Source organism: Ruegeria sp. YTSC002 (assembly GCF_059609845.1).
Map to the genome: position 1 here is coordinate 1 of NZ_JBXWML010000018.1, position 23,244 is coordinate 23,244.

19 protein-coding genes are annotated in these 23,244 nt (G+C 53.4%); 14 read left to right on the top strand and 5 right to left on the bottom strand.

Going from position 1 to position 23,244, the window contains the following annotated elements:
- Positions 1-1,104 (top strand): COG4223 family protein (locus AC2FFD_RS21065; protein ID WP_496874044.1); only part of this gene is annotated, 1,104 nt, incomplete at its 5' end.
- 10 nt (positions 1,105-1,114) lie between these two features.
- Entirely contained in the window at positions 1,115-2,608 is a 1,494-nt protein-coding gene (locus tag AC2FFD_RS21070) for a heme biosynthesis protein HemY (RefSeq protein WP_257599657.1), read from the top strand.
- A 173-nt stretch (positions 2,609-2,781) separates the two neighbouring features.
- On the opposite strand, the gene AC2FFD_RS21075 is transcribed toward AC2FFD_RS21070, so the two are convergent.
- Positions 2,782-4,800 (bottom strand): hypothetical protein, encoded by a 2,019-nt coding sequence (locus AC2FFD_RS21075; RefSeq protein WP_496874045.1) that lies wholly within the window; start codon positions 4,798-4,800, stop codon positions 2,782-2,784.
- A 97-nt stretch (positions 4,801-4,897) separates the two neighbouring features.
- On the opposite strand from AC2FFD_RS21075, the gene AC2FFD_RS21080 reads away from it, so the two are divergent.
- Together AC2FFD_RS21080 and AC2FFD_RS21085 are read left to right on the top strand one after the other, a co-directional pair.
- Complete coding sequence (locus tag AC2FFD_RS21080; RefSeq protein ID WP_496874046.1) at positions 4,898-5,860, top strand: viperin family antiviral radical SAM protein; 963 nt, start codon at positions 4,898-4,900, stop codon at positions 5,858-5,860.
- A gap of 562 nt (positions 5,861-6,422) precedes the next feature.
- Positions 6,423-7,325 carry a class I SAM-dependent methyltransferase gene (locus tag AC2FFD_RS21085; protein ID WP_496874047.1) on the top strand — a complete coding sequence of 301 codons (903 nt, stop codon included), beginning with the start codon at positions 6,423-6,425 and terminating at the stop codon, positions 7,323-7,325.
- Here AC2FFD_RS21085 and AC2FFD_RS21090 read toward each other — a convergent pair.
- Positions 7,295-7,660 carry an Arm DNA-binding domain-containing protein gene (locus AC2FFD_RS21090; RefSeq protein ID WP_496874048.1) on the bottom strand — a complete coding sequence of 122 codons (366 nt, stop codon included), beginning with the start codon at positions 7,658-7,660 and terminating at the stop codon, positions 7,295-7,297. The two genes, AC2FFD_RS21085 and AC2FFD_RS21090, sit on opposite strands and share 31 nt — an antisense overlap.
- A 347-nt stretch (positions 7,661-8,007) precedes the next feature.
- Between AC2FFD_RS21090 and AC2FFD_RS21095 the strand changes: the two genes are divergently transcribed.
- From AC2FFD_RS21095 to AC2FFD_RS21130, 8 genes are all read left to right on the top strand, one after another.
- Positions 8,008-9,234, top strand: coding sequence for a tyrosine-type recombinase/integrase (locus tag AC2FFD_RS21095; RefSeq protein WP_496874049.1), 1,227 nt, complete (start codon positions 8,008-8,010; stop codon positions 9,232-9,234).
- A 418-nt stretch (positions 9,235-9,652) separates the two neighbouring features.
- Positions 9,653-9,847 carry a helix-turn-helix transcriptional regulator gene (locus AC2FFD_RS21100; RefSeq protein ID WP_170682562.1) on the top strand — a complete coding sequence of 65 codons (195 nt, stop codon included), beginning with the start codon at positions 9,653-9,655 and terminating at the stop codon, positions 9,845-9,847.
- A gap of 120 nt (positions 9,848-9,967) precedes the next feature.
- On the top strand, positions 9,968-10,861 hold the full coding sequence (locus AC2FFD_RS21105; protein ID WP_496874050.1) for a DUF7146 domain-containing protein: 894 nt from the start codon (positions 9,968-9,970) through the stop codon (positions 10,859-10,861).
- Entirely contained in the window at positions 10,858-12,360 is a 1,503-nt protein-coding gene (locus AC2FFD_RS21110; protein ID WP_496874051.1) for a YfjI family protein, read from the top strand. Before AC2FFD_RS21105 ends, AC2FFD_RS21110 begins: the two co-directional genes overlap by 4 nt.
- Positions 12,361-12,953: 593 nt before the next feature.
- Positions 12,954-13,745, top strand: coding sequence for a hypothetical protein (locus AC2FFD_RS21115; RefSeq protein WP_496874052.1), 792 nt, complete (start codon positions 12,954-12,956; stop codon positions 13,743-13,745).
- 703 nt (positions 13,746-14,448) lie between these two features.
- Positions 14,449-15,285, top strand: coding sequence for a DUF429 domain-containing protein (locus AC2FFD_RS21120; RefSeq protein WP_496874053.1), 837 nt, complete (start codon positions 14,449-14,451; stop codon positions 15,283-15,285).
- Positions 15,286-15,393: 108 nt separating this feature from the next.
- Positions 15,394-16,509, top strand: coding sequence for an AAA family ATPase (locus AC2FFD_RS21125; protein WP_496874054.1), 1,116 nt, complete (start codon positions 15,394-15,396; stop codon positions 16,507-16,509).
- Positions 16,496-17,131, top strand: coding sequence for an HNH endonuclease (locus AC2FFD_RS21130; RefSeq protein ID WP_496874055.1), 636 nt, complete (start codon positions 16,496-16,498; stop codon positions 17,129-17,131). Before AC2FFD_RS21125 ends, AC2FFD_RS21130 begins: the two co-directional genes overlap by 14 nt.
- A gap of 260 nt (positions 17,132-17,391) precedes the next feature.
- Here the strand turns inward: AC2FFD_RS21130 and AC2FFD_RS21135 are convergent, their stop codons facing one another.
- Positions 17,392-18,600 carry a T6SS phospholipase effector Tle1-like catalytic domain-containing protein gene (locus AC2FFD_RS21135; RefSeq protein WP_496874056.1) on the bottom strand — a complete coding sequence of 403 codons (1,209 nt, stop codon included), beginning with the start codon at positions 18,598-18,600 and terminating at the stop codon, positions 17,392-17,394.
- 120 nt (positions 18,601-18,720) lie between these two features.
- Here AC2FFD_RS21135 and AC2FFD_RS21140 point away from each other — a divergent pair, with 120 nt between their 5' ends.
- Complete coding sequence (locus AC2FFD_RS21140) at positions 18,721-20,601, top strand: hypothetical protein (protein WP_496874057.1); 1,881 nt, start codon at positions 18,721-18,723, stop codon at positions 20,599-20,601.
- Between the two features lie 196 nt (positions 20,602-20,797).
- Positions 20,798-21,924 (top strand): IS3 family transposase gene (locus AC2FFD_RS21145; RefSeq protein ID WP_496874058.1). Its coding sequence is split into 2 segments (ribosomal slippage): positions 20,798-21,059 and positions 21,059-21,924, totalling 1,128 coding nucleotides; the frame shifts between segments, so codons are not numbered across the junction.
- Between the two features lie 17 nt (positions 21,925-21,941).
- On the opposite strand, the gene AC2FFD_RS21150 is transcribed toward AC2FFD_RS21145, so the two are convergent.
- Positions 21,942-22,226: a hypothetical protein gene (locus AC2FFD_RS21150; RefSeq protein ID WP_496874059.1), complete on the bottom strand. Its 285-nt coding sequence runs from the start codon at positions 22,224-22,226 to the stop codon at positions 21,942-21,944.
- 223 nt (positions 22,227-22,449) lie between these two features.
- Positions 22,450-23,022: a hypothetical protein gene (locus tag AC2FFD_RS21155; protein WP_496874060.1), complete on the bottom strand. Its 573-nt coding sequence runs from the start codon at positions 23,020-23,022 to the stop codon at positions 22,450-22,452.
- Between the last annotated feature and the right edge of the window lie 222 nt (positions 23,023-23,244).

A 23,244-nucleotide genomic window follows, 5' to 3' on the forward strand; every position in this document is an offset into this window, starting at 1 on the left:
GAAGCCGAAGCCGAAGCCGAAGCCGAAGCCGAAGCCGAAGCCGAAGCCGAAGCCGAAGCCGAAGCCGAAGCCGAAGCGTTGACTGAAGATACTGCTCCGGTCGAAGAAAAAGTGGTCGAGCGTGTTGTTGAAAAGCGTGGCGGATTTGTTCCCGCTTTGCTGGGCGGTGCTATTGCAGCCGCCGTCGGGTTTGCGCTGGGCAATGGCGGGCTGTTGTCAACGGGCTCGGACAGCTCGGATACCTTGGCGGCGTTGGAATCCAAACTGGCAGACCAATCCGACCAGATTGCCAAGCTGTCGCAAGAGCTTGCAAACAGTCCGGATGTTGCCGGTTTGACGGATCAGGTCAAAGCGCTTTCCGACAAACTGGCACCCGTGGAAAGTGACCTGAGTGCGATCAAATCCACTGTGGAAACGCTGTCAGGCCAGATCGGACCATTGTCAGAGCGCATCGCGACGCTTGAGAAAACCCCGATCGAATCCAACGTGTCGCCCGAATCCATGGCCGCCTTCGAAGCTGAGCTGAAGAAGCTTCAGGACTCGCTGGCCTCGCAACGGGCCGAGGTTGAAAAAATGGTTTCCGACGCCCAGGCGCTGGAGGCAAAAGCATCAGCCGACGCGCAGGCCGCGGCCAATGCCGCCGTTCTGTCCCGCTTGCATGGGCAACTGGATGCGGGTCAGCCCTATTCCGATCTGGTTGCAGAACTGAAAGCAGGCGGTGTGGATGTGCCGGATGCCCTGTCCGGGCCGGCTGAGAAGGGCGTTGAAACACTCTCTTCTCTGCGGGACAGTTTCGCGCCTGCGGCTCGAACCGCGCTGGCCGAAGCCCGTGAAGCCGACAAGGGCACTGGCCTGATCGCATTCCTGCAACGTCAAACGGGCGCGCGCTCGGTCACGCCCCAGGAAGGGGATGGGCCAGATGCCGTCCTGTCTCGTGCGCAGGCTGCGCTTGCGGACGGAGACCTGGCCAAAGCCTTGAGCGAACTGAAATCACTTCCCGAGGCGGCACGGGCTGCAATGGCCGATTGGGAACAGGCGGCCCAAACACGGGTCGCCGCCGTCGATGCGGCGAATACACTGGCTTCCAGCCTGAACTCGAACTGAAGGACCTGCCATGCTGTGGTCACTGTTTAAGATCCTTGTTTTTGTTGCGATTATCGGCCTGCTGGCGCTGGGCGGTCACTTCCTGATGCAAACCAGTGGCGGGGTTCAGATCACCGTCGCGGGCACGGAATTCACGCTGGGGCCGCTTCAGTCAGTGATCGCGCTGGGTGTGTTGGTTTTTGCGGTCTGGCTGTTTTTCAAGTTGCTCAGCCTGCTGATCGCAACGCTGAAATTCCTGAACGGTGACGAAACTGCCTTGTCCCGGTACTTTGACCGCAATCGCGAGCAAAAGGGATATCAGGCGTTGGCTGATGGCCTGATGGCGCTGGCCTCGGGCGAAGGGCGCGTGGCGATGACCAAAGCCACCAAGGCCGAAAAACTGCTGAACAAGCCTGAGCTGACTGATCTGTTGGTGGCACAGGCCGCCGAGATGACAGGTGACACGAAAAAGGCATCGGACACTTACAAAAAACTGGTGACCAACAACGCGACCCGGTTTGTCGGCGTACGCGGGATCATGAAGCAGAAGCTGGCCGAAGGTGATGATGAAACGGCCCGCAAACTGGCCGAGAAGGCCCTTGCGATCAAACCGCGTCATGAAGAAACGCAGGACGTGCTGCTGAACCTGCAAACCAAGGCGCAGGATTGGGCCGGGGCGCGTTCGACCCTGACGGCCAAGTTGAAGGCCGGGTATTTGCCGCGCGATGTCTTCAAACGGCGCGATGCTGTTCTGGCCTTGTCCGAAGCCAAGGGAATTCTGGACGAAGGTGCGACCGTCGAACAGCAGGAGCGCGCGATTGAAGCCAATCGCCTGTCGCCTGATCTGGTGCCTGCCGCCGCCATGGCGGCCCGCGCGTATATCGCCAAAGGCAAACCCCGGGCCGCGACCAAGATTTTGAAAAAAGCATGGGAGGCTCAGCCGCATCCGGATCTGGCCCATGCCTTTGCCGAAATCGTGCCGGATGAAACTCCCGAGCAACGTATCAAGAGGTTCACGGCGCTGACCCGCATTCACCCCGAGAATTTGGAAACGCGTCTGATTCTGGCCGAATTGAACATTGTGGCCGAGGATTTCCCCGAAGCCCGCCGCGCGTTGGGCGATGTGGTCGAAAAGCAGGGCGATGCGCGCGCTTATACGTTGATGGCCGCTATCGAACGGGGTGAGGGGGCCTCGGACGCGGTTGTGCAAGGCTGGTTGGCCAAGGCGCTGAATGCGCCGCGTGGTCCGCAATGGGTGTGCACCAACTGCCATGATATCCAACCTGAATGGGGACCGGTCTGCCAGAACTGCGGCAGCTTCGACACGCTTAGCTGGCAAACGCCGCAAACACCCGAAATCGCAAGCGCGACAGGCGTACATATGTTGCCTTTGATCGTTGGAGCGCTTGAAGATCAAACCGAAGAGCCAGACGTCATGGAGCCTGCGGACGAGGACGATGTGGTCGAAGTGACACCTGAGTCGGCAGAGGTGGCAGAGGAAGCCGAGGTTTACAAACAGGCCTGAGCCACGCAACGCCCGCTTTGCAGCCGGCCTGTTCCTCTGCGTTCCGAGGGTCAGGCTTTTCTGGGCAAAACACATGATCCGCCACAGCGGTGCCATTGATCGTGTTGGTGCCCCTTCGGTGGTCTGTCGCGGTTTTCGGCCCAGATCCTGACGGTACATGCTTTTGTTCGCGGTCAGCGCCTCTGGCTGCGCTGTTTGCTCGTCCTCTTTCGCCTCGTCGTCCCTGCGTAGGGTTGATACACCTCTTCCCAGAAATGGGTTTCCGCCGTTACAACCACCCACTTGTCCGTTGGCGGGACGTCCACGACTCCGAACATGATCACATCTCTGACCAGTCCGCCGTGATTTCGCTGGTTATATGCTGACTTCGTCAACTCCAGCCCAAGCAGGTCAAGTGAAAGACGGCCGCGGGTCGGGCCGAAGCTTTGTATCCGCGTCAGCTCGATTGCTTCCTTCAAGCATGTTTTTGCCTGGTTCCATTCATTGAGATTGATGTGATGCCGTGCTTTTTGGTGAAGCCAAACCGGACGCCAGCGGTCCGAAGGGTCAAGCTCTTTCGCCTCACCCAGCAGCTTGTCGACGCGTGTCCTGTCGCCCTTCTGACGAGCCGCTTCAAGCGCGTCGCGGAACCAGACGCCTTCCAGCGCAGTCCCCTTTGCGATTGTCGCGAGTCGGTTCGTCGAGGCGGCTCGGATCACGCCAGGAACGTTGGTATCCTGCGCAAGATTGTTCAGAAACCAAAGGCGCGTTTCCTTTTCGATTTCTTCCACGGCAGCCTGATGCTCCAGTCTTTCACAATGCCGCTGGTGATCCTGAAATTCGACCACGACGTTTTTAAATGACCGGTATTCGCGTTCGACAATTTTCCTGAACTCGTCGCGATCCCCGGAGCCGGGGAGGTAAGCCTGTAGTCGATCACCGTCTTGTATCTCGGAAAAGCGTCGGCTCAGGCGTTCACAGATGCCCGTGCGTGTTGCATCCGGATACCGAAAATTCGAGGGTAAGATCGTCGCAAACGCACTCTCCATCCAAGGAACGCAAGCCTTCAGTTTGGCCTCGAAATGCTGGTCCTGAGCCCCTGTTTCGTGCCCGGCCGTGCTGCGATAGGCTTCCAGTGTCAGGTTGTAGACCAGCTTGAAGATGTGGGTCAGTTCCAGAACGCGGTTTTCACGGGGATCGGCGCATGTGGGCTGAACATCCGGGCAAAGCAGTTTGAGAAGGCGCAAGTAACCGTCCTGCATCGCGCGCGCGAACAACAACATTTGGCGAATGGTCTTCATGCTGGGCCGCGCAAAGCGCCGACTTACAAGAAAGGTAAATCTTGCCTTCTCGTCCTCGGGCGGATGCCCATCGAGGGCGCGGCTCAGGGCGTCTTCTGAAATGCCCAGGTCAAAACGCAGCCGTGGGATGGAAAGATTTCGGGCCTGAATGAAATCCCGGGCCGATTGGTAGTTGTATTCCAGATCTTCGCCCTTGTCGTATTCCCAACATCCGGAAAACGGTAGCCGGGATTTCGGGTTTGGTCCTGTATCCCCGGAATCGGCCAACCTGTCCGGAAATGTGCGTTTGATACTGTCCTGGTCAGGAAGAGCTATGCCTTGTTGCCAGCGGTAAAGCGCCCGTGCGATTTTTGCTTTGGGGTCTTTGTCCGGGTTGCAGATTCCATTTTCGATCTGATCTTCCGCCAATCGAACGGCGTAACCCTCAACTGACAGACCGATCAGATCGAAAGTCCAATCCAAAACCTGTTGAACCGGAAGCTGAAGCCTTGATGGGTCCGCGGGATCCGGTTCCGGCAAAAACCAAAACCGCCCGTCCGGCAAACCATCATCCGAACGGTCGTCGATCATCCAGAATGCGGCCCGTCGGGCAGCGCCTGGCACGTACAGGTGAATCAAAAGCTCCCAGACAATATGTTGGATCGGCGCGTCGAATGTCCAAAGCTCCTGCTCGATCTGCCAAAAGGACATTACCACTTCCCAGATATTTTGTTCGGCATCCCGGACTGCGCTCTCATCAAACTCAAGAGCAACGCAGAGCTCTCTACAACTTCTACGGTGCTCTTTTTCGATCTGCTTCATCGAAAGCTCTCGCCGAAGAAGGCGCGTTTTTTCTCGCTTGCCCATTACCGAGCCAAAGAAAGACCGGGACAGTTCGACAAAGATGGCTTCCGGAGGAGGTACAAGTGCCAAGAGAACCCTCATAAACAGTGTAACTGCTTGACAATAAGTATTATTATGAAGGGGGGCAACGCCGGGAAATTGGTTTGCACGTTTTGTGTCAGATATTTTGAAGCGCGCCGGTGGCAGGTTCGAATCATGTAATGAACATGGAGAACCAAACGTGGAAACTTCCCTGAAACACAGCATCGACCAACTGGTCATCAATTGGCACGTCAACGAAGCTTGTAACTACCGATGCGTGTATTGCTATGCCAAGTGGGAACGACCGTCTTCAGCGCGCGACGTGATCCGCCAGCCGGACAACACAGCCAAATTGCTGCGGTCGCTCTGGGCTTTTTTCGATCCTGCGAATTTGAAGAACCCTTTGAATGGCACTTTGACTTGGCGGCGTGTCCGTCTCAATTTTGCTGGCGGTGAGCCATTGTTGTGTCGCGCTGACCTGATCCGTGCCGTTGAGATGGCCGCCCAAATCGGGTTTGATGTTTCGATCATTACCAACGGCAGCAGGCTTGATGCGGAAACCATGTCTGCCCTGGCGCCGCATCTCGATTGGCTGGGAGTAAGCCTGGACGCGGCTGACATGCAAACGAACAAGGCGATTGGCCGCGAAGACCGTCGCGCTCGGCAGTTGGATCTAGAGGCTTTGAGGGACAGCGTCGCAATGGCGCGCTCAGACAACCCTGACCTGAAGCTGAAGATCAATACGGTCGTGAATTCCCAGAACCATGAGGCGGACTTGGCTCGAGTCATTGCGCAATTGGCACCCCACAAGTGGAAAATCCTCCGGGCGCTTCCGATGACAACCACGGCCGGCATGGTGACGGATAAGCAGTTCCGGGCCTTTGTGCACAGGCACCGCTCGTTGAAGGACATCATCCGCGTTGAAGACAACGCAGACATGCTGGGGTCGTACCTGATGATCGATCCGAAGGGCCGTTTTTACCAGAACCACAATGATACCCTGAAGGAAGGATACCGATACAGCAGACCCATACTGGATGCTGGGCCGGGTGCTGCCTTGGAGTCTGTCGGATTCTCGGCGCTCGGTTTCGCCGACCGTTACCGATGAGCTTTTCGGCGCAGAAGTATTGCGGCGATAAGGACGTAAGCAAAGTGATCGGGAAGCTTCCGGAGGCCGGCTGGGCCTGCAAACGCGGCCGGGTTCATGAGAGGCAATATGCGCGTTCTGCTTGAGAAGCTATCCCGGCAGATAACGGCAGATGTGATGCGTTGGCTATCTTGTCAGCCCGTCAGCAGCGATCAAGCTGCTGAATCTGCGCGTATATGATGGGTTGGCACTGACACCACAGCAAAGGCGGGTTTGTCCGGTTTTACCGCCCTTCGAACCGGATCGACCCGCCTGAACCGTCAGATGAATGCTTCGAGCCCATGACGGAAGTGCTGTGGCGCCACCTTTGGCCGACACAGAACTCTATCCATCGACGTCCCGCACCGTCGTGCCGCCTCCAAATCGGTTGATCTTTCGGCTCGGGCACTCAACGTGCACCCGCTCGCGCCAAGTGCGTTGGCAAGACCTGGGCCGTCGACTGAAGGCCAGAAATTCAATCAATTGTAATCGCGCATTTCGTATCGTATCCAAAGAGCATTATTCCAGTTACTTGGCAGCGGACATGAAAGACCTGTATAAGAGCTTCAACGAACTGACCGATGCCGAATGGCTTCAGCTATTGCTGGATAAAGCCGAAAACAAAGGCGGCGAGCTTGCAAGCGCTCTGCCGGACTTTCCTCCAAATGATATTCAAGTCGAATATGTCGGAAGCGCGCTTTCCAGTGCAATCAGAGAAGCGCATGGTTTTTACGTGCACGCAAAGCAGATGTTTTCAACGCACGGCGAAAACCCCAGCAAGGACGATTGCTTTTTGGATTTCGGATGTGGTTGGGGACGGTATATTCGTCTGTTTTCCAGAGATTATCCCAGCCGATCAATATTCGCCGCTGATGTAAATGCCGACATCATTGATGAGTGCCGGAAAAGAGATCTGCCAGGCGAGTTCATGCATATTTCCCCATTGGGCGCGTTTTCCCTGCCCGATGGCAAGATTTCGTCTGCAATGGCGTATTCAGTTTTCACGCACCTGCCAGAGGATGTTCATTTGCATTGGCGTACTGAGCTCGCGCGCGTTACCAAACCCGGCGCTGTGCTGGTGATCACGGTCCAGCCGAGGCGGTTCCTGAGATACATTGAAAATCGCGGGCGCGAGATATTGGGTCCGAAAATATTTGGAAGCAGAATTGGTTTGCTTCGTCACTTCCAACTTGGAAAACGAAGAGGGTCGAACGCTTGGCACAAGCTGCTCGCAGAGTCCGCAGATAGGGTGCCCGAGTTTGCCGCGCGTTATGACAGCGGCGAACTGGTCTTCATGGAAGGCACAGATGGCAACAAGACTTACGGCGATACGATCGTGCCAGTTTCCTATATCGAAGAGAACTGGGCCCCGGGCTTCAAAGTCGTTGACGTCATAGATGACAAATCCAGGTTTGCTCAGTCGGTCATCACGCTCAAACGGATTTGAACACCAAGCAATTCATGCAGGTTTTTGATCCGGACAAAGCAGTCAGATCCCGGGTTGCAGCGTTCAACGCGTGCGCAAAAGCGCTTGTCGAGAAAAACAATCGTCGGCCTTGCCTCGCGTTGCATGTATTTACCCAGGCTTCGTGAACGAAAAACCGGCTGCTGGTGCGGCAGGACGTTGCCATGCGTTCGGCAAAGTTCAAGATGACGATAGTTCCGGTGCCATAGTCCCGAGCCACTTGGCCTTGCCAATGCGAACAAGCCGACAGCATCCGCCAATTTGAATGGTTTTGGACTTGGCCATGCCTTTCGAATCCAAAGATCGGAAAGTGCCATTGGGGCATCAAGCTCGTGCTTTTTGGGGTGAAGCCCCAATCAAACCCTCTAGTGTCGTGTTTTCCGCGGGTGTGGAGCGTTCCACCACCTTCAGGGCGATAATCGAGATTCGGTAAAACACTCAATGAAACAGAGCGTTCAAGGCCATCTATGTTCGGAAGAAATGGTGCCCAGGAGAGGCATTGAACACTTACATCACGATGCGTCAAGATTCTTCTGGGCATTTACTTTTCACAACAATAATAACGGTTATTATCTAAGTAATGATCTCTATGCCTCACGACGCGTCTTGAAGCCGCAGAAAAAAGGGGGGATAAAACAGGGGATATAGATTGCTGTGAGGGGATATGGCCGGATCACTCTACAAGTTGAGCGCGGCGAAGGTCCGCAGTGCCGGATCAGGCAAGCACAGTGACGGTGGGGGGCTGTACCTTTATCGACTTACCACAGGGGACCAATGGGTGTTTCGCTTCACCTACTCGGGTAAGCGCAAAGAGATGGGTTTGGGCGGTTATCCCGGCGTGACTTTAGCACAGGCTCGTGAAATGGCTGACGCCTACCGGGGGATCGTCAAGCGTGGCGGCAACCCTATTGATGTTCGCAATGCAGAAAAAGCGCAAGCTGTTGCAAGCCAGATTGCAACCGACCCCTCGCTCCGCGAAGAGAGACTTCTGAAGAACATCGCGCCTTTAGCCTTCGAAGCCCGCAAAGCGCAGTTGAAAGACGATGGGAAAGCTGGGCGTTGGTACAGCCCAATCAAAACGCACATCCTGCCCGCCTTGGGTGAAAAGCCAGTTGAGGATGTCACCGGCACCGCTATCGCCGACGCCCTCCGCCCGATATGGCGCACCAAGACGGATGTCGCCCGGAAAGCTCTGACGCGCCTGAAGGCCTGTCTGAGCTACGCCAGCGCCAAGAAATACGAGGTTGACCGCCACGCCATCGAAGACGCCCGTGAACTTCTAGGCAAACAAGTGCATAAGGCGACGAATATACCATCGATGAACTGGCGGGACGTTCCAGCGTTCTATCAGAGCCTCGACGGCGGTGGCACGGTTCAACTTGCCTTACAGCTTTTGATCCTGACGGGGTTGCGATCTCGACCGATAAGATTCGCAAAGACGAACCAGATTAAGGGTAATGTCTGGATTGTTCCCGCAGAATTGGTCAAGGGTCCGCGCGGCAAGACTGATGACTTTCGGGTGCCATTGTCCAATGAGGCACTTCGGATCGTTGATAAAGCACGTGAAGCCGCCCGTGATGGATATTTATTCCCCGGCGTCCGCAAAGGCGTAATCAGCGACGCCAGCATGTCCCGCCATATGGAGCGGTTAGAATTGGAGGCGCGCCCACACGGCTTCCGTGCCAGCTTCAGGACCTGGGCCGACGAAGCGACCAAAACAGACTATGAAATTAAGGAAACTGCGATCGGGCACAAGGTTGGGTCAGCCGTCTCACGCGCCTACCAAAGGTCCGATTATTTTGACCAAAGACTTTTATTGGCGGAACGCTGGGCAGCGCATGTGACTGGCAAGAATGCTGACGTCATTTTCAATTTGAGAGGCGTCAAATGAGGGCAGATAGGTGCAGTGCAGCCATCGACTACTCTCAAAAATATACTTAAATAATAAGAGTGTAGCTTCGCGCAATCAACATATTGAGCTGTACACAACAAAGGGATAACGTGCTTGCGTCAGTATCCCTCGGGAGAACGCAAAAATACAGCGAGGGCGCTTGTCTCGCCAAAGTCATAGCGCCCTCGCTGCTGAAACCGAAACCTGTCAACAGAAGGCCCGGAATAGTATGTGCGTTGGAAGAAACAAGGCATCGCTGGCAAAAGCGGTCACCTGCTTTTTCTCCCTCTCGCTATATCAACAGAATTGTTGCAAAATGCAACACCCATTGCATCGGTGCAAATGGATGTGATCCATCGCGTTTTTCGACATTAGTTGATGCTCTTTCCCGGTCGTCTGCCCCTAATGAGGTAATTACATGGCAGACCAAATCACCAACCCTAAGAACCTGATCCGACTCAAAGACGCTATTGAACGGTATTCGTTGAGCCGGTCTACCTTCGATCGTGCGGCCAATGCAGGCGCGATTACAAAGCACACCCTGGGTCGCGCTGCGTTTGTGGACACGCATCAAATTGATGCCTGGATCACAGGCAAAAACCAGAGCAACTAAAACGAAACCCGCGCCAATGGGGATGACATTGGACACGGGTGATTTCGTTGAGAGGTGTAGTAAAACTACACTCGAAATCTAATGTGTTCGGCCCCTCAGCGCAAGGTGAGGTCAGAGCGAATGACTATCGAAATACAATCCAATTCACGTATTTGTGGAGAAACCCTGACATTCCGCCTCGGGGGTGTCTGGCGCGCCGGCAGGGGTTCAGCACCCTGCCCCGTTTGCCAGCCTGAAGGCCGCCGCGATCAACAAGCTCTTTCGATCTCGGAATCGGGAGGCAAGTTACTGTTGTACTGCTTCAAGAACGGTTGCCGCTTCAAAGATGTTGCGACCGCAGCCGATGTACCGCCTAGCAACACTTGTGTCGATCACACAGCGCGGACTGAGGCTGAGGAAAAACGCAAAGCGTACGAGTTCAACAAACTTCAACAGGCCCGAGGAATTTGGGAAGCGGCTCGCCCGATAAAAGGCACTAAGGCTGAAGCGTACCTGCGTGATCGGGGTATTACCTGTACCTTGCCGCCGTCGCTACGGTTTGCGCCAGATTTGTTTCATAGCCCGACGACGTCTTGGTGTATGGCTATGATCGCCAACGTCACTACAGGGGCCATTCACCGTACATTCTTCGACAAGAAAGGCGTGCGTGTAAGCAAGAACCCGAAACTGATGCTTGGGCCGTGCAGTGGCGGCGCTGTAGTCTTGTCAGAAGCCGCAAAGCAGCTTGTGGTGTGCGAAGGAATAGAAACAGGCCTGTCGCTCTTGTCTGGGCTGCTCAATGGTCCAGCAGCCGTCTGGGCCGCACTCAGCACGTCTGGGATGAAGGCACTGAAACTGCCGCCTTATTCAGGAAAAATTACAATCGCGACTGATGGGGATCCTGCAGGCATAGAGGCGGGGCAGTCTCTTGCTTCGCGGGCATCGTCACTTGGTTGGCAGGTATCGCTGCTACCCGCACCGGAAGGTTGTGATTGGAACGACGTTCTGCGCGGAAAGAAAGGCGGCCAGGCATGAACGAGCTAAACCCCAATATCGTGCCGTTTGATGCAGCCGCCGATTGGCCTGATCCCGATCAAACCATTGCGAAGCCAGTGCGACCACCAGCGCCCGTTATGTCCGAGGCAGACTTTGACGAGATATTCGGCATATGGGCGGCTTGGATCAGATCGGCCGCTGATGCCAAGAATGCACCGATCGACTATGTGTCACTCACGTTGCTGTCGACCGCCAGCGCGGCCATCGGCAATTCGCGTTGGGCAAGCCCTTGGGATGGCTGGAAAGAGCCCCCTGTTCTTTGGGCTATGCTGGTTGGTGATCCGTCGGCAGGGAAAAGCCCCGCACTGGATAGCGTGCTTGATCCCGTAAAAGACATTGAGCGTTCACTGTCAGAGGACTATCGCCGTGCACGAGTGGATTGGGAGGCCAAAAACGAGCTGGCCTCGCTCGCCCTGGCGCAATGGAAATCCGACGCTAAATCGGCCTTGATCGAAGGTGTGGAACCGCCTGCGAAACCGCCCGAAGCTGACGCGGGGAATCCCCCTGTCCGTGAGCGGATTATCATTACCGATATCACAACTGAGAAGGTCGCTGACCTCTTGTCGTCAACCTGGCGCGGCCTGCTGCTGGCACGTGATGAGTTGTCAGGTTGGCTGTCTAGCATGGACAGATACAACGGCGGCGGTGATCGAGCATTTTGGTTGGAGGCAAACGGCGGGCGTAGCTATGCTGTCGACCGCAAAAATAACCCTGAACCTATCATTGTTGATCACCTGAGTGTTGCGATTGTCGGCGGTACCCAGCCGGATCGCCTGTCCGATCTTTTGATAAAAACAAGTGATGACGGACTGCTCGCAAGGTTCATGGTAGTTTTTCCTGACCCCGTACCGCTTTCTCGTCCTTCGCAGGGGCTGAATGATCAGCAAATGATTGATGCCATCAATCGTCTACGTGGGTTGCCACATGTAGTTTGTGAGAAAGGCGGGAAACGTCCAAGCCTCGTTCACTTTAACGAAGCTGCCGCCAACATTCTGCATCAATTCAGGAAGCAGTGTCGAGAATGGGAAGTCGATGCAGCTGCCCTGTTTAAAAGCCATATTGGGAAGATGCCTGGGCTCGTGGTGCGTATTGCAAATGTCCTGGCCCATCTGGATTGGGCGGCAACAGACGACCCCCAATCCCCTGAACAGATTGAAGCGCACCACGTGGGCCGTGCCTGTGACTTTGTCGGGGACTATCTAAGAAAGCATGCTTTCAGGGCATACGGTACTTCCAAGTTGTCGCCTGAAGTCGAAGGGGCAAAGGTTATTGCCGATATCATTCAGACCGAAGGTATTCGTCACTTTAAGGTCAGGGACATCCACCATCGTGGTCGTTCCGGTCTAAGTTCCGCCAATCACGTCCGAGCCGCATTGAAAGTTCTGATCGACGCGGATTGGGTCCGCGAAATCAAGACCAATACTGGCGGGCGACCCTCGACCGACTACGCAGTTAATCCAAAACTGGTGGAGCCTTAAGTCATGGGTCGTTGGTTAGACCTGGCTCAAGTATGAAGTTGATCGGAGTTCCCGTCCTGACACCCGGCGAAAACCGGCAAAAAGTCTGATACAGAAATTTTCTATGGGCTTTTTGCCGGTTTTCGCCGGGTATCGGGGTAGGAAATCTACTAACAAATATCCTGCAACCGGTACCGGAAAAACATACGGCAGAGATGAACGTTGCAGGCAGTTTGAGCGGAAACTCTAAGCTCCAACTCTAACAAATTATAACATTTTAGATATTTCTTGGGGCAGTCAGTATTCTCCAGTGAGAACAGGCGTGGTAGCATCAAATACCTCTATCTAGCCAGCCAAACTTAGCAGAAAACTCTAGCCGCCAACGTCCCAGTTTTCATTAAGCAGAGCATCGTGAATGTTCGGCGAGGGTGCGACCAGCTTCGGACCTTAGCAAAACTTAGCAATTGATACATTGTTGGGCCAGTCAGTTTTCCTGAATATAGGCCAGAAAGACTTGGTTAGAGCCCTTGAGGCGCTCTGCCGGGCCGCTGGCCTATCCTACAGCCGCGACATTCGTTTCGGATACGAAAATTAAGGAAAGGAGAGAATGCGGTTTGACGAAAAAGGGTTTCTTTTCCGGCTCTGATTTTGGCCCCGCCGAGATGGCCCGCCGCCTGCGCGACAGCCGATCACCGCGCGACCATGCGATGAGTCTCCTCCGCCACACCTTGCTCGATCAGCAACTCGACGCCATCAAGCGTACCCTTCGTAGCCATGAGGAAGCACGTGAAGTTGAGGTCTACCGATTGGATGTGCTCGACACCGATCCACGCTGGGGAGGCGACGATGACGGAGGGCTCGAAAGTCTCCGAGACGAGCGTTTCTGGCAAATGACCTTCCAAGCCTCGGCTCACAGCATGGCCGCAGTCGGTATGCTTGCTCCCTTTATAGAGTCTCTTTTTGTCGAGCTATTCGAGGGGTTGAAGGCTCGAACGGAAATCAAATCTGACCACCCGCGGATTGCCTTAAAGTCAAACAAGCGTTGGAAGCCACAGTTCTATGCGGAGTATGGAAAAGAAATGCGAGGCTTCGCTATGGGCGCTGTCCAGTTATCTGAGGCAATCGACTTGCTCCCGTTCTTACCTCATGAGCTGAGCAAATCGCTTTCGGCAATGAACAAGTATCGGAACAACATGTTCCACAACGGATTTGAGTGGCCTGAAGCAACCATCGCTAACTTCGATGAAGAAAGGTCTAACTGGCCAGAGACCTGGTTCGAGTTAGCGCATCGCTCCGGCAAGCCGTGGCTGTTCTACATGACGCCGGCATTCTGCGCCCATTGCGTTACCCTGATTGAGGGCATCATCGATGGCACTGGCCGGTATTTGAAAGAGCGGGGGCTGTAGTGTTGCGTGGAGTCAGCTCCATTTTTCCAAATCGCAGGCTCGCTCCTCTATTAGGGCTAAGTACCTGAAAGAATCCAACTTTTCGATTTGATTAAGTGTATGAAAAGAAACGTTGAATCAGATGTCGGAAAGTGACATTATACAAAAACAGGGCGGCCCACCCGGTCAAGAATGAACCGCCCTGAAGCTTACTTGCTCTTACGAGCTTTCGACTTTTTCACGGTTTCGACGACATGCGTTTTAGGCTTTCGTCGAGCCGTGGAGACCGAAGTAAAGCGACCCGTGATCGCGCTACGTCCGATCTTACGCGTGGATTTAGCCATAAGCTTTCACCTCCTTTCGCGGGCCGTTGCCCGCCGCGTTTCAGGCTAGGGCTTGCGGTAAGAAGACGATTCCACAGCACATATGGTACCAGTGCGGACCACCCCGAGTCGAGTCCGGTTCGGATTCTGCCGCCACCGAATGTAACTTCAGTCCAAAAGGCACGATTGTTTTGCGCCCTGTTATTCTCCGGGCCAGGACCAGCTTAGGGGCCAACAATCACCGCATGCCCGGTACACCCCACCCCATGCACGGCTTTTCCTTCGTCAGTGGCGCATGCGCCCTCCGGGTGAACCCTGTCTGGCTTGTTGCCGCGGCATGACAAGGCCGGTTGCCCAACCTACCCCAGTGCGCGACAACAGATGCAATCGATGGAGCAAATATGGTAGCAGTTCTTGGCATCGACGCTGCTTGGACACCGAAGCAACCTAGCGGTCTTGCTGTTGGCGTTAAGAAGGGTGCGCGATGGCAGATTGTCGTTGCCAGCAAGTCATACGCGGACTTCCTTGGCGATCCGAATAGGTCGGATGCGCTGCCGCCAGTAGAAGATGTCCTGAACGCAGCGGAGCGCATGGCCGCTCGACCAATCGATCTGGTAAGCATCGACATGCCGCTTTCTAAGGAGGTGATCAACGGGCGACGCTTGGCAGACAATGCAATATCGTCTGCCTACGGTGCACGAAAAGCCGGCACGCATACCCCATCAACCGAGCGCCCCGGTCCGATCAGTTTCAAATTGATGTCGGGGCTTGAGGCTTCAGGATACCCATTGATCACGAACTCAATAACCTTGCCTGGAACAATTGAGGTATACCCTCATCCGGCCTTGATAGAGCTTACCGGCGCGTCCGAAAGGCTGAAGTACAAGGCGGCAAAGCTTAGGCGCTATTGGCCCGAGCTTGTCCCCGGCCAGCGTCGAGAGAGATTGGTCGAGACATGGCAGGAGATAATCATTCATCTGGAAGCCAAGGTTGATGGAGTAGCTGAGCAGCTGCCTACAATCTCTTCAAGCGCCACCGGTCGCGAGCTGAAGGCCTTCGAGGACATGCTTGACGCCATCGTTTGTGTCTGGGTTGGTATCGAAACGATTGAAGGCAGGTCTATAGCTTATGGTGACGAAAACGCGGCGATTTGGGTGCCCGGTCCCACCGTCCAAGCCACCACGGGTGGCAGCCAAGGCCCATTATGTTACCCATGTAGAGGAGATTGTCTTGAGTGACCCTCTGCATCTGCTGCAGTATCAGATCGAAAAGTTCGACCTGCTGCTCCAACGAGGCATCGAGCGTAGAAATTTCAGAATTGCACTAGATCCATGTGAGAGAACTAATTGAAGAAGCGCATTACTTTTTTCCTTGGCCCTAACGGCAGCGGTAAGACCCGAGAGCTAACTCGAAAAGCTAGCTCTAGAGCCGCTGCCGGACGAAGATCCATCGCGGTAGCAAACACACCATTTGTTCGTTTTTCTCGAAGCAGTAAGAGCCATAGGGTATTTCGCGTTTCCCCTATTGGCATAAAGAATTTGGTGCCCAAGAATTTAATGTATTTTTTTGATCAAGAAACCGATAGCAAAGGTCAGTTTGATGACTTGCTCGAGATGCTTGGCTTCTATCCTTTCATCGAAGTTGAGATCACTCTCGGCGAAAATCCAGATCCCTCTCTTTTGTCAATCTCAGTTGATCCTCAAGAATCAGAAAATCTCGCCTCAGCCTTGGGATCATTGATATCCGAGGGAGGCGGGAGCTTCCTGCTATCCGGCTACGGTGACTCTTACCATCGCAGCTTTGATACAAGAAACCGGATAGTTCTAAAATATATGGAAGATTTGCGCTTGGCGGGTATCTTCAAAGATTACCATCTTGTTTTCGAACACCCCAAACGAGGCCGTGAGCGATTTTGGGAGCTCAGTTCTGGAGAGCAAACTCTAATCTCGCAATTCCTGTTCATTCGTTCCGAAGCAAGAAACGCGGACGCGCTGTTTATAGATGAGCCCGAGAATAGTCTGCATCCCGACTGGCAACGAAGATACATTGAGATGTTACACACAGCGCTTGGGTATTTTGACGTTCATATCTATCTGGCCACACATTCCGCTGTATTGGTGTCGGGAGCGCTGGCTGGATACGGCAACGAAGTCGAGCTCTTCAGGGTCAACGGGGAAGGCAGACCGCAATCCGAGATTCAAGTCGAAAATCAATCTGAGAGTGTCGAGGAAGTTCTATGGAAGGGTTTTGATACGCTCACACCCGTAAGCCACTATCTAAGTCTGCAGTTGTCTAAGGTGCTTCAAGAACTTTCCAACGGAGTGATTTCCCTGCCCGTAGCGGAAACTAGCATCCGGAGCTTTCTTGATAAATCGTACGACCAAAAGCAACAGGAATTGTTGCGACGCGTGATTAGCGACTTGCCCAGAATTGTTGAAGAGATTTCCCGTGACCGTGGATGAGGTAGAAGAGTTCTTGAACGAAGATCTCTCCGCTGCCGAAAGAGAAGCGGTCCAAAAAGCGCTCACAACGGAGAATCCTTGGAACCACGATCAGTTTGGTGAGCCTGATCGGGGGAACTTGATCTCAGCAAAGAACAAGATCAAAGAATTTCACTTAGCAAAGACCAACAATCTTTGCTGTTACTGTAGTCGATCCCTTCTAGATGCAAATATCGAGACTGATAGGGAACACATTGTGCCGAAGGGCCGATTCAAGTCCCTTTCCTACGAAATGTTTAACCTCTCAGTAGCATGCAAACGCTGCAACATGACATACAAGGGGGAGCGCCTGGACCACATCGCCGAACTGGAGGGCATAGAGGGTGACCTGCGGAACCGCGATAGATATCTGATTCCGCACCCAAATATCGATATCTACGAAGAACATCTCGTCAGAATCTCGATACAGCACGGTGCTAGGCAAACTACCGTCTACAAGATCACAACGCCAAAAGGCCAGTTTCTCTATAACTTTGTTCAACTAGAAAAACTGTGCGTAGATGAACTCGATCTTGCACAGGGCGGAGACGTCGTAGACAACAGCGTTGCCGTTGTCGCCGAATTACCTGCGAGAGGCGCTTAAGCGCCCTTATGTTGAGCTCAACACACGGCCAGGTGGAAACCCGGATAGATGTGCAATCCAAGCCACCAATACAGATCCGGAAAACCCGGGCAACCCCACCCCATGCACGGCTTCTTAAGCTACAAGCCGCCGAAGCCCACGCAGTCCACTGGGTCTTACGAGTTACTTTGGCTCTGACATCGGAACATTGTATCGGTACCCACCAGCTGCAACAACATGAAACCCAAGAATATCGTCGCTGCATTTTCTAAAAGACTATTCTATTCCTTTGGCTTTGCAGTCTCAATTTTGAAATCCGCTGGAAGGTTTGATCTTTTAACAGGAGCTGGACCGTTGTTGTGCTCAAAAACAGTCGAGTGAAGAATCGCGCCATCTGGAACAAGCCGCTCCTCAAACCATGGAATATAGAGACCCAAATAGCTTTTCCTTCTTGTCGGGATGTGCCGTCTCTTGAATCTTGGAACCGCTTCCAAGACAGACCAAGCCGTGTTCATTGAGTCATTGATTGACGCTTGCGGACTGGGTTCCACGTAATGTCCCCCGTTCTTTGCAAGAACAATTGTATTGATAGTACGCGTCTTGAGCTCCAAGCCCGCTGATTTCGCTTCATTGATCATCCACTCAAGAGGTATTTTGGCAATTGCGCTTCTGGCTTCGGGGTAGCCGCCACCGACATCTCCGTGTGAACCAACAAACCAGACCTCTCTTACGTCTTGCTCGATCTCCGATTTCGGGTCGAAGTGTTTCGTGCGGTACGGTTTTCCGGCTGGCCAAAGCTGTGGCTGAAACATAGTTCTTCGTTCGTCCAATGCGACGGCATGCCGTACGCTCTCTACGCTAGGATTAGTTGCGGTGAAGGCATGTGATCTTAGCCTTGGACCGTACCTTCCGCTTTCAATCACTGATCCAACAGTGTCAAAGAGGCCCAGTAAACGGATTCTGGGTCGAGTTGGCCGAAGAATGCGTTCAAACAAGCGAACTTCGGCAAACTGCTTTTCGTTGCTTTGGCTTTCTACGTTATCGCCGATACTTTTGTACGCCCGATATGCGTAGTCCAACAGGTTCAGGTTATCAGGATTAATTAAACCAACAGCATGAATGAAGCCCGCCAATACCCTTGCGGTGTACGCGCCACGACTAAATCCAAAAATGAAGATCCGATCGCCTTCGGCATCAGCTCCTTCTCCTGCCTTATGCTCGTAGTGTTGCACGAGATAGCGATAAGCTTCTTTGACGTTAGCATCTAACCCCCAACCAGTCGCCAAGCCCCAGATCTCAACACCCCGCCGGTAGTAGTAGGAAGCAGAGTTCTCAGCTCCAAATGTGCCTACCCCGGGATCATAAAACACGGACTGTTCTGGTGCCTTCGTCAGGCATCCAAACAGCCGCAGGATGTTGGTCCTATCCTGCGAAATCTCATTCGATGTTCCATCGCACAAAATGACTATGTTCTTGCTCAAATGCTTCATCCAATGGCTATATCGTCTATAGGTAGATTAACACCAAGCGTTTTAACGTGAACCGAAATCTCCAAAGAAGCCACTTGTTGTCATCGGAATGCCGGAGGCAAAGTAATACTGAGGTTAAAGATGGCTATTTCTCATGACGATTGCCGACCATATCTGTCGGCTACTCTCTTCAAGATCGTGGGTGACAGTGACGGTCTTCTTGTGGACCTAAGAAGAGATATCATCGCCGAACTGCGCTCCAACGTACTTCCAAAGAACGAAGCATCTTCGGCAACTCGGAGTTTTTCCACCGTCCAAGACCCAGCAGAAGCACCGGATGGAATGCAGCTTACCTGGCTGGCGTATGACGAGAAGCGTCCACCCGCTTGGTACACTCAGGATGACCTGAAAAACACCTTACACCATCTCGTCGTTGTCTCTGCGTTGGAAGATGTTTTGTCCATTTGTTGCACAGACAATGGCGCCAGGCAGACCATTGTACGCTCAATAACCAAGGCAGAAAAAGCATCTTTCAAACGCATCGAAAGAATGGGCGCAAGCGAAGTGGAAGCGGCGTTTGTTGAAGGCAAGGTCCGGACCTTGTGGCTAAGCGGCGCTCATCGTCGCTCGCTCGTCAAGCCAGATTCGAAGGTGCTTTCTGGAGCGGAGCTAGAAAACGCCTTGGATCCGTTGGATGACCAAAGCTACTTCTTCAGTTCGGTACGCACCACTTCATCAAATGCTGAGCTTGAGCATGAAGGTCGAGCAGCCATCGTGGGAGCAAGTCCAAAGAATGCCCGTGTATGGCTTGGTCCAAGTAAGGATTGGGACCAGTTTGCGAACCGAATGGCAAAAGTGCTTCGTCAGGCGAAGCGAAGTTTGGACGATGGGAATGATGATTATAATCCAATTCCTGTGCTCGCGCGTCCCACAACAGACTTTGAGGATGTCGAACATCCTTATGACGTCGCGATCATTGTCCCGGAACAGTTGCTTGCCGACGAAATCGCACGAGGCGATGATGATCGTTGGTTACATCAATTCGCGGACCAAGTTCACTTTGATGTAATCGAACAAGAAGGGTCACGCAATTTCCGCGCCCGAGTGAAGTGGGGAGAGGAGGAGTACGGAGAACTGGCGTTTAGTTTCGAAGCCAAGTCTGACGGCAGTCAGAAGCTCAATATTGCAAAGCAGACCTGGGAAGAAACCACAGAACATCATGAGGAAATTCTTGCGGTCTGCAGCGAGCCAGAGAACCTGACGCTCTACTATGACACCGGCCACACTTATTCGCGTGGTCAGTTCTACCGCACTCAATTCCGAGATGAGCAGTTCGAAGATTGGCAATGGATAGACATGGCTGCTGCTGGAGTCTCAGTTAAGCAAGAGAAACCATTGGATGGCCGCCGCTTCGCTGTCGAAGCCATAGGGGACGATGAGGACACGTCGTTGTTTGGTTTGGTTGTTCGTAATTGGCCGATTACCGAGAACTTCGGCGAACCGTCTGGTTGGCTTGTTTGTGATGATGGTGCTGGTGAATCAGCCGATTTTATCCACCTGGACGATACCCCGGGTACCGCAAAACTCACTCTGATCCACGCAAAAGGTAGCGGGTCTGAGAACGACAATAGGCAAATTTCTGTGTCAGATTATGAAGTGGTAGTCGGCCAAGCCATTAAAAACCTACGACATGTGGATCGAAACCTCCTTCGCGAGAAACTCGAACTGAATGGAGAGGGAGTTCTGCGCGATGCTGTGTGGCACAATGGAGAGCGCCAAGCTGATAGAACTGGGTTTCTAGCGGCTTTGGCTGGCGTTGGTTCAAGCGCCGAGCTGGAAGTGGTCATTCTGCAACCAAGAGTCCGACAGAACGAACTCACAAGCGCAAGATTGGCAAAGGCCAATGGGAATGCGAACGCCACAACGCGAAGAATGCAGCAGCTGGATGCTCTGCTATTGGGCGCAAAAGCAAACTGTAGGGCTCTGGGGGCAGGCTTTGTCGTAGTCAGCGACGCAAATTAGAAAAGCGACGCTATGTAAAGTTTGACTAATCGCAAGGGGAAGCACGCCTAGGCGCCCTTGTGTTAACTGTTGGCTGCGCGCTGCAGGCGGCTCAACAAAACCCGGTAAACACAGCAAACCCGGCGCGCTTAGGGTCCTCTTGAGCCTCCCCAACTGAACTGGTCCACCGTTATGCTTAGGAAACGGAGGACCACGAATGGCAAACAAGAGACCGAAGCCCGAAGAGATTGTCTCGAAGTTACGGCAGGTTGAAGTTCTGATGGGGCAAGGCATGTCCCGACTTGATGCGATCAGACAGATCGGCGTTGTTGAACAAACCTATTACCGCTGGCGCAAGAAGTACGGCGGAATGGGCGTAGATCAGTTGAAAGAATTGAAGCGGCTTCAGAAAGAGAACGAACGATTGCGACGTGCGGTTTCTGATCTGACGTTGGACAAACTGATCCTGACGGAAGCCACAAAGGGAAACTACTGAGCCCCGCTCGTCGTCGTGCTTGTATTAACCATGTACGCAACCAGCTGAACGTTTCTGAGAGACGCGCCTGTCGCGTGCTTGGACAACACCGGTCCACGCAACGACGCATCCCAAGAGGCCGCGCGGACGAGGACAGGCTGGTCGCCGACATGATCGAGCTGACCCGTCAATATGGCCGATATGGCTATCGCAGGATCGCTGCGCTGCTGAGAGAGGCTGGATGGTCTGTCAGCGATGGGCGGGTTGAACGGCTCTGGCGGCGAGAGGGGCTGAAAGTGCCAATGAAACAACCAAAGAAAGGGAGGTTATGGCTAAATGACGGCTCATGCGTTCGGCTACGGCCAGAGTATCGCAACCATGTTTGGTCGTATGACTTCGTTCATTGTCGAACCGACGACGGCAAAGCCTTCAGGGCGCTGAACATCCTTGATGAGCACAGTCGGGAATGCTTGGCAATCAGGGTCGAGCGGAAGCTGAACTCAACCGATGTAATCGACGTCCTGACAGACCTGTTCATACTTCGCGGCGCGCCGAGTTTCATACGTTCTGACAATGGGCCGGAATTTGTCGCCCAGGCTGTCCGAGACTGGATCGCCGCCGTTGGCGCCAAGACGGCCTACATCGAACCTGGGAGCCCGTGGGAGAACGGATACTGTGAAAGCTTCAATGGTCGGTTCAGGGATGAGCTGCTCAACGGTGAAATCTTCTACAGTTTGCGCGAAGCACAAATCCTGATCGAACAATGGAGGAGACACTACAACACAAAACGCCCCCACAGTGCTCTGGGCTATCGCCCGCCAGCGCCCGAAACCATCATCCCGATGGATCACAGGCCGATCATGCACTAACAATCAATTTGGACCAGTCAGATGAGGCTGCTCAGCGTCTGCCCAATACTGCCTAACACGTAATTTAAGTTTCGCGGGTTCGGCATGCCGAGTTCTTCGGCCAAATCTGAATAGTAAATAGTCTTTCTAGCCTCAGCCTGGCGGACAAGAATTGGAAATGCACGACGAGCACGCTCTTGATACAATTTGTAGCCATGAATTGACGCTGCTGTTGCTCCGGTTTCTGCCATTCCAACTTTACCTTGCCTGTTTGGGTTCAACGTGGCGTGATGGTTGCTGAACTGAAGGCCAGTATTCAGCATATGTTTGCGTAGCTCCTTGCTACCTGTGAAACGCCTTCAAACCAAGCACACCCCACCCCATGAACGGCTTTTTCGAAGACAAGGTGTCGGTGCTCTCCCGGTACACCCTCTCTCGGCCTTGCTTTCTTCGCTGGAGAGTGGTGCTGACATTTCTGATCTTGAAATCTGATCCCTTGTGTCTCTGTGGTAACGTGCACCATCTCCGACTCCTACTGCCGCCAATTCACAAGACAATTTGATCCGATTGATAAACAAGAATGTTTTCAGGACCACTGATACGGCAGACGAAGTGAGACAGAACCTGCTTCAGCCCGCTGTAGCTTTCTCTTCGCTCGGACACAATAAATCTAAATGCATCGGAAGTTCCACCTGATTGCCTGTTTCGGATTAAGACGGGTATCTGATCCTCTGTCAGTGCAAGGCCAGATGTTTCCGACCCAAAAGCTGTTAGTCTCAAACCCATTTCGACTGAGGTCTTGATGGAAGAGAAATCATAGGGATTCCAGTCTACGAAGCCCCAGCCAATCGAATTTCTGTCTTCCAGTTCGCTGGTAACGGCTTCGGCGCATTTTTTGCCGACTTCCTGAAAATCCTCTTCTGTCATTTCGGCTAGCCAGCTTTCAAGCGCTTCACGCTCAGCTTGACGTTCGGACAAACGACGCGTTTCGGCGTCAACCCTCAACTGCTCAGCAAGTTGTTTAGAAGCTCTCTGGCTTTGGAATGCCCAGTAGCCGATGGCAGATACCGCCACCAAGATAACTATCAATGTTACTTTCAACCTGCCGCGCTCTGTCATTGGACGCCTCCAAACACTTTTCTTTCTTAAACAGAAAGAGTTTAACAAACACAAATGGATACTAAGTGTTTGATCCCACGGTTTGATGGTGTGATTATATTGGGCGGCTGTTGAGGGCTGGGAGCGATCATTTTCTGCGGAAAAGGTGAAAATACGGTTAGGAAATGGGGAACCATTCAAGGCAGCCTGAGAAGGAGCCAACTTGGACGCTACTGGCATAGA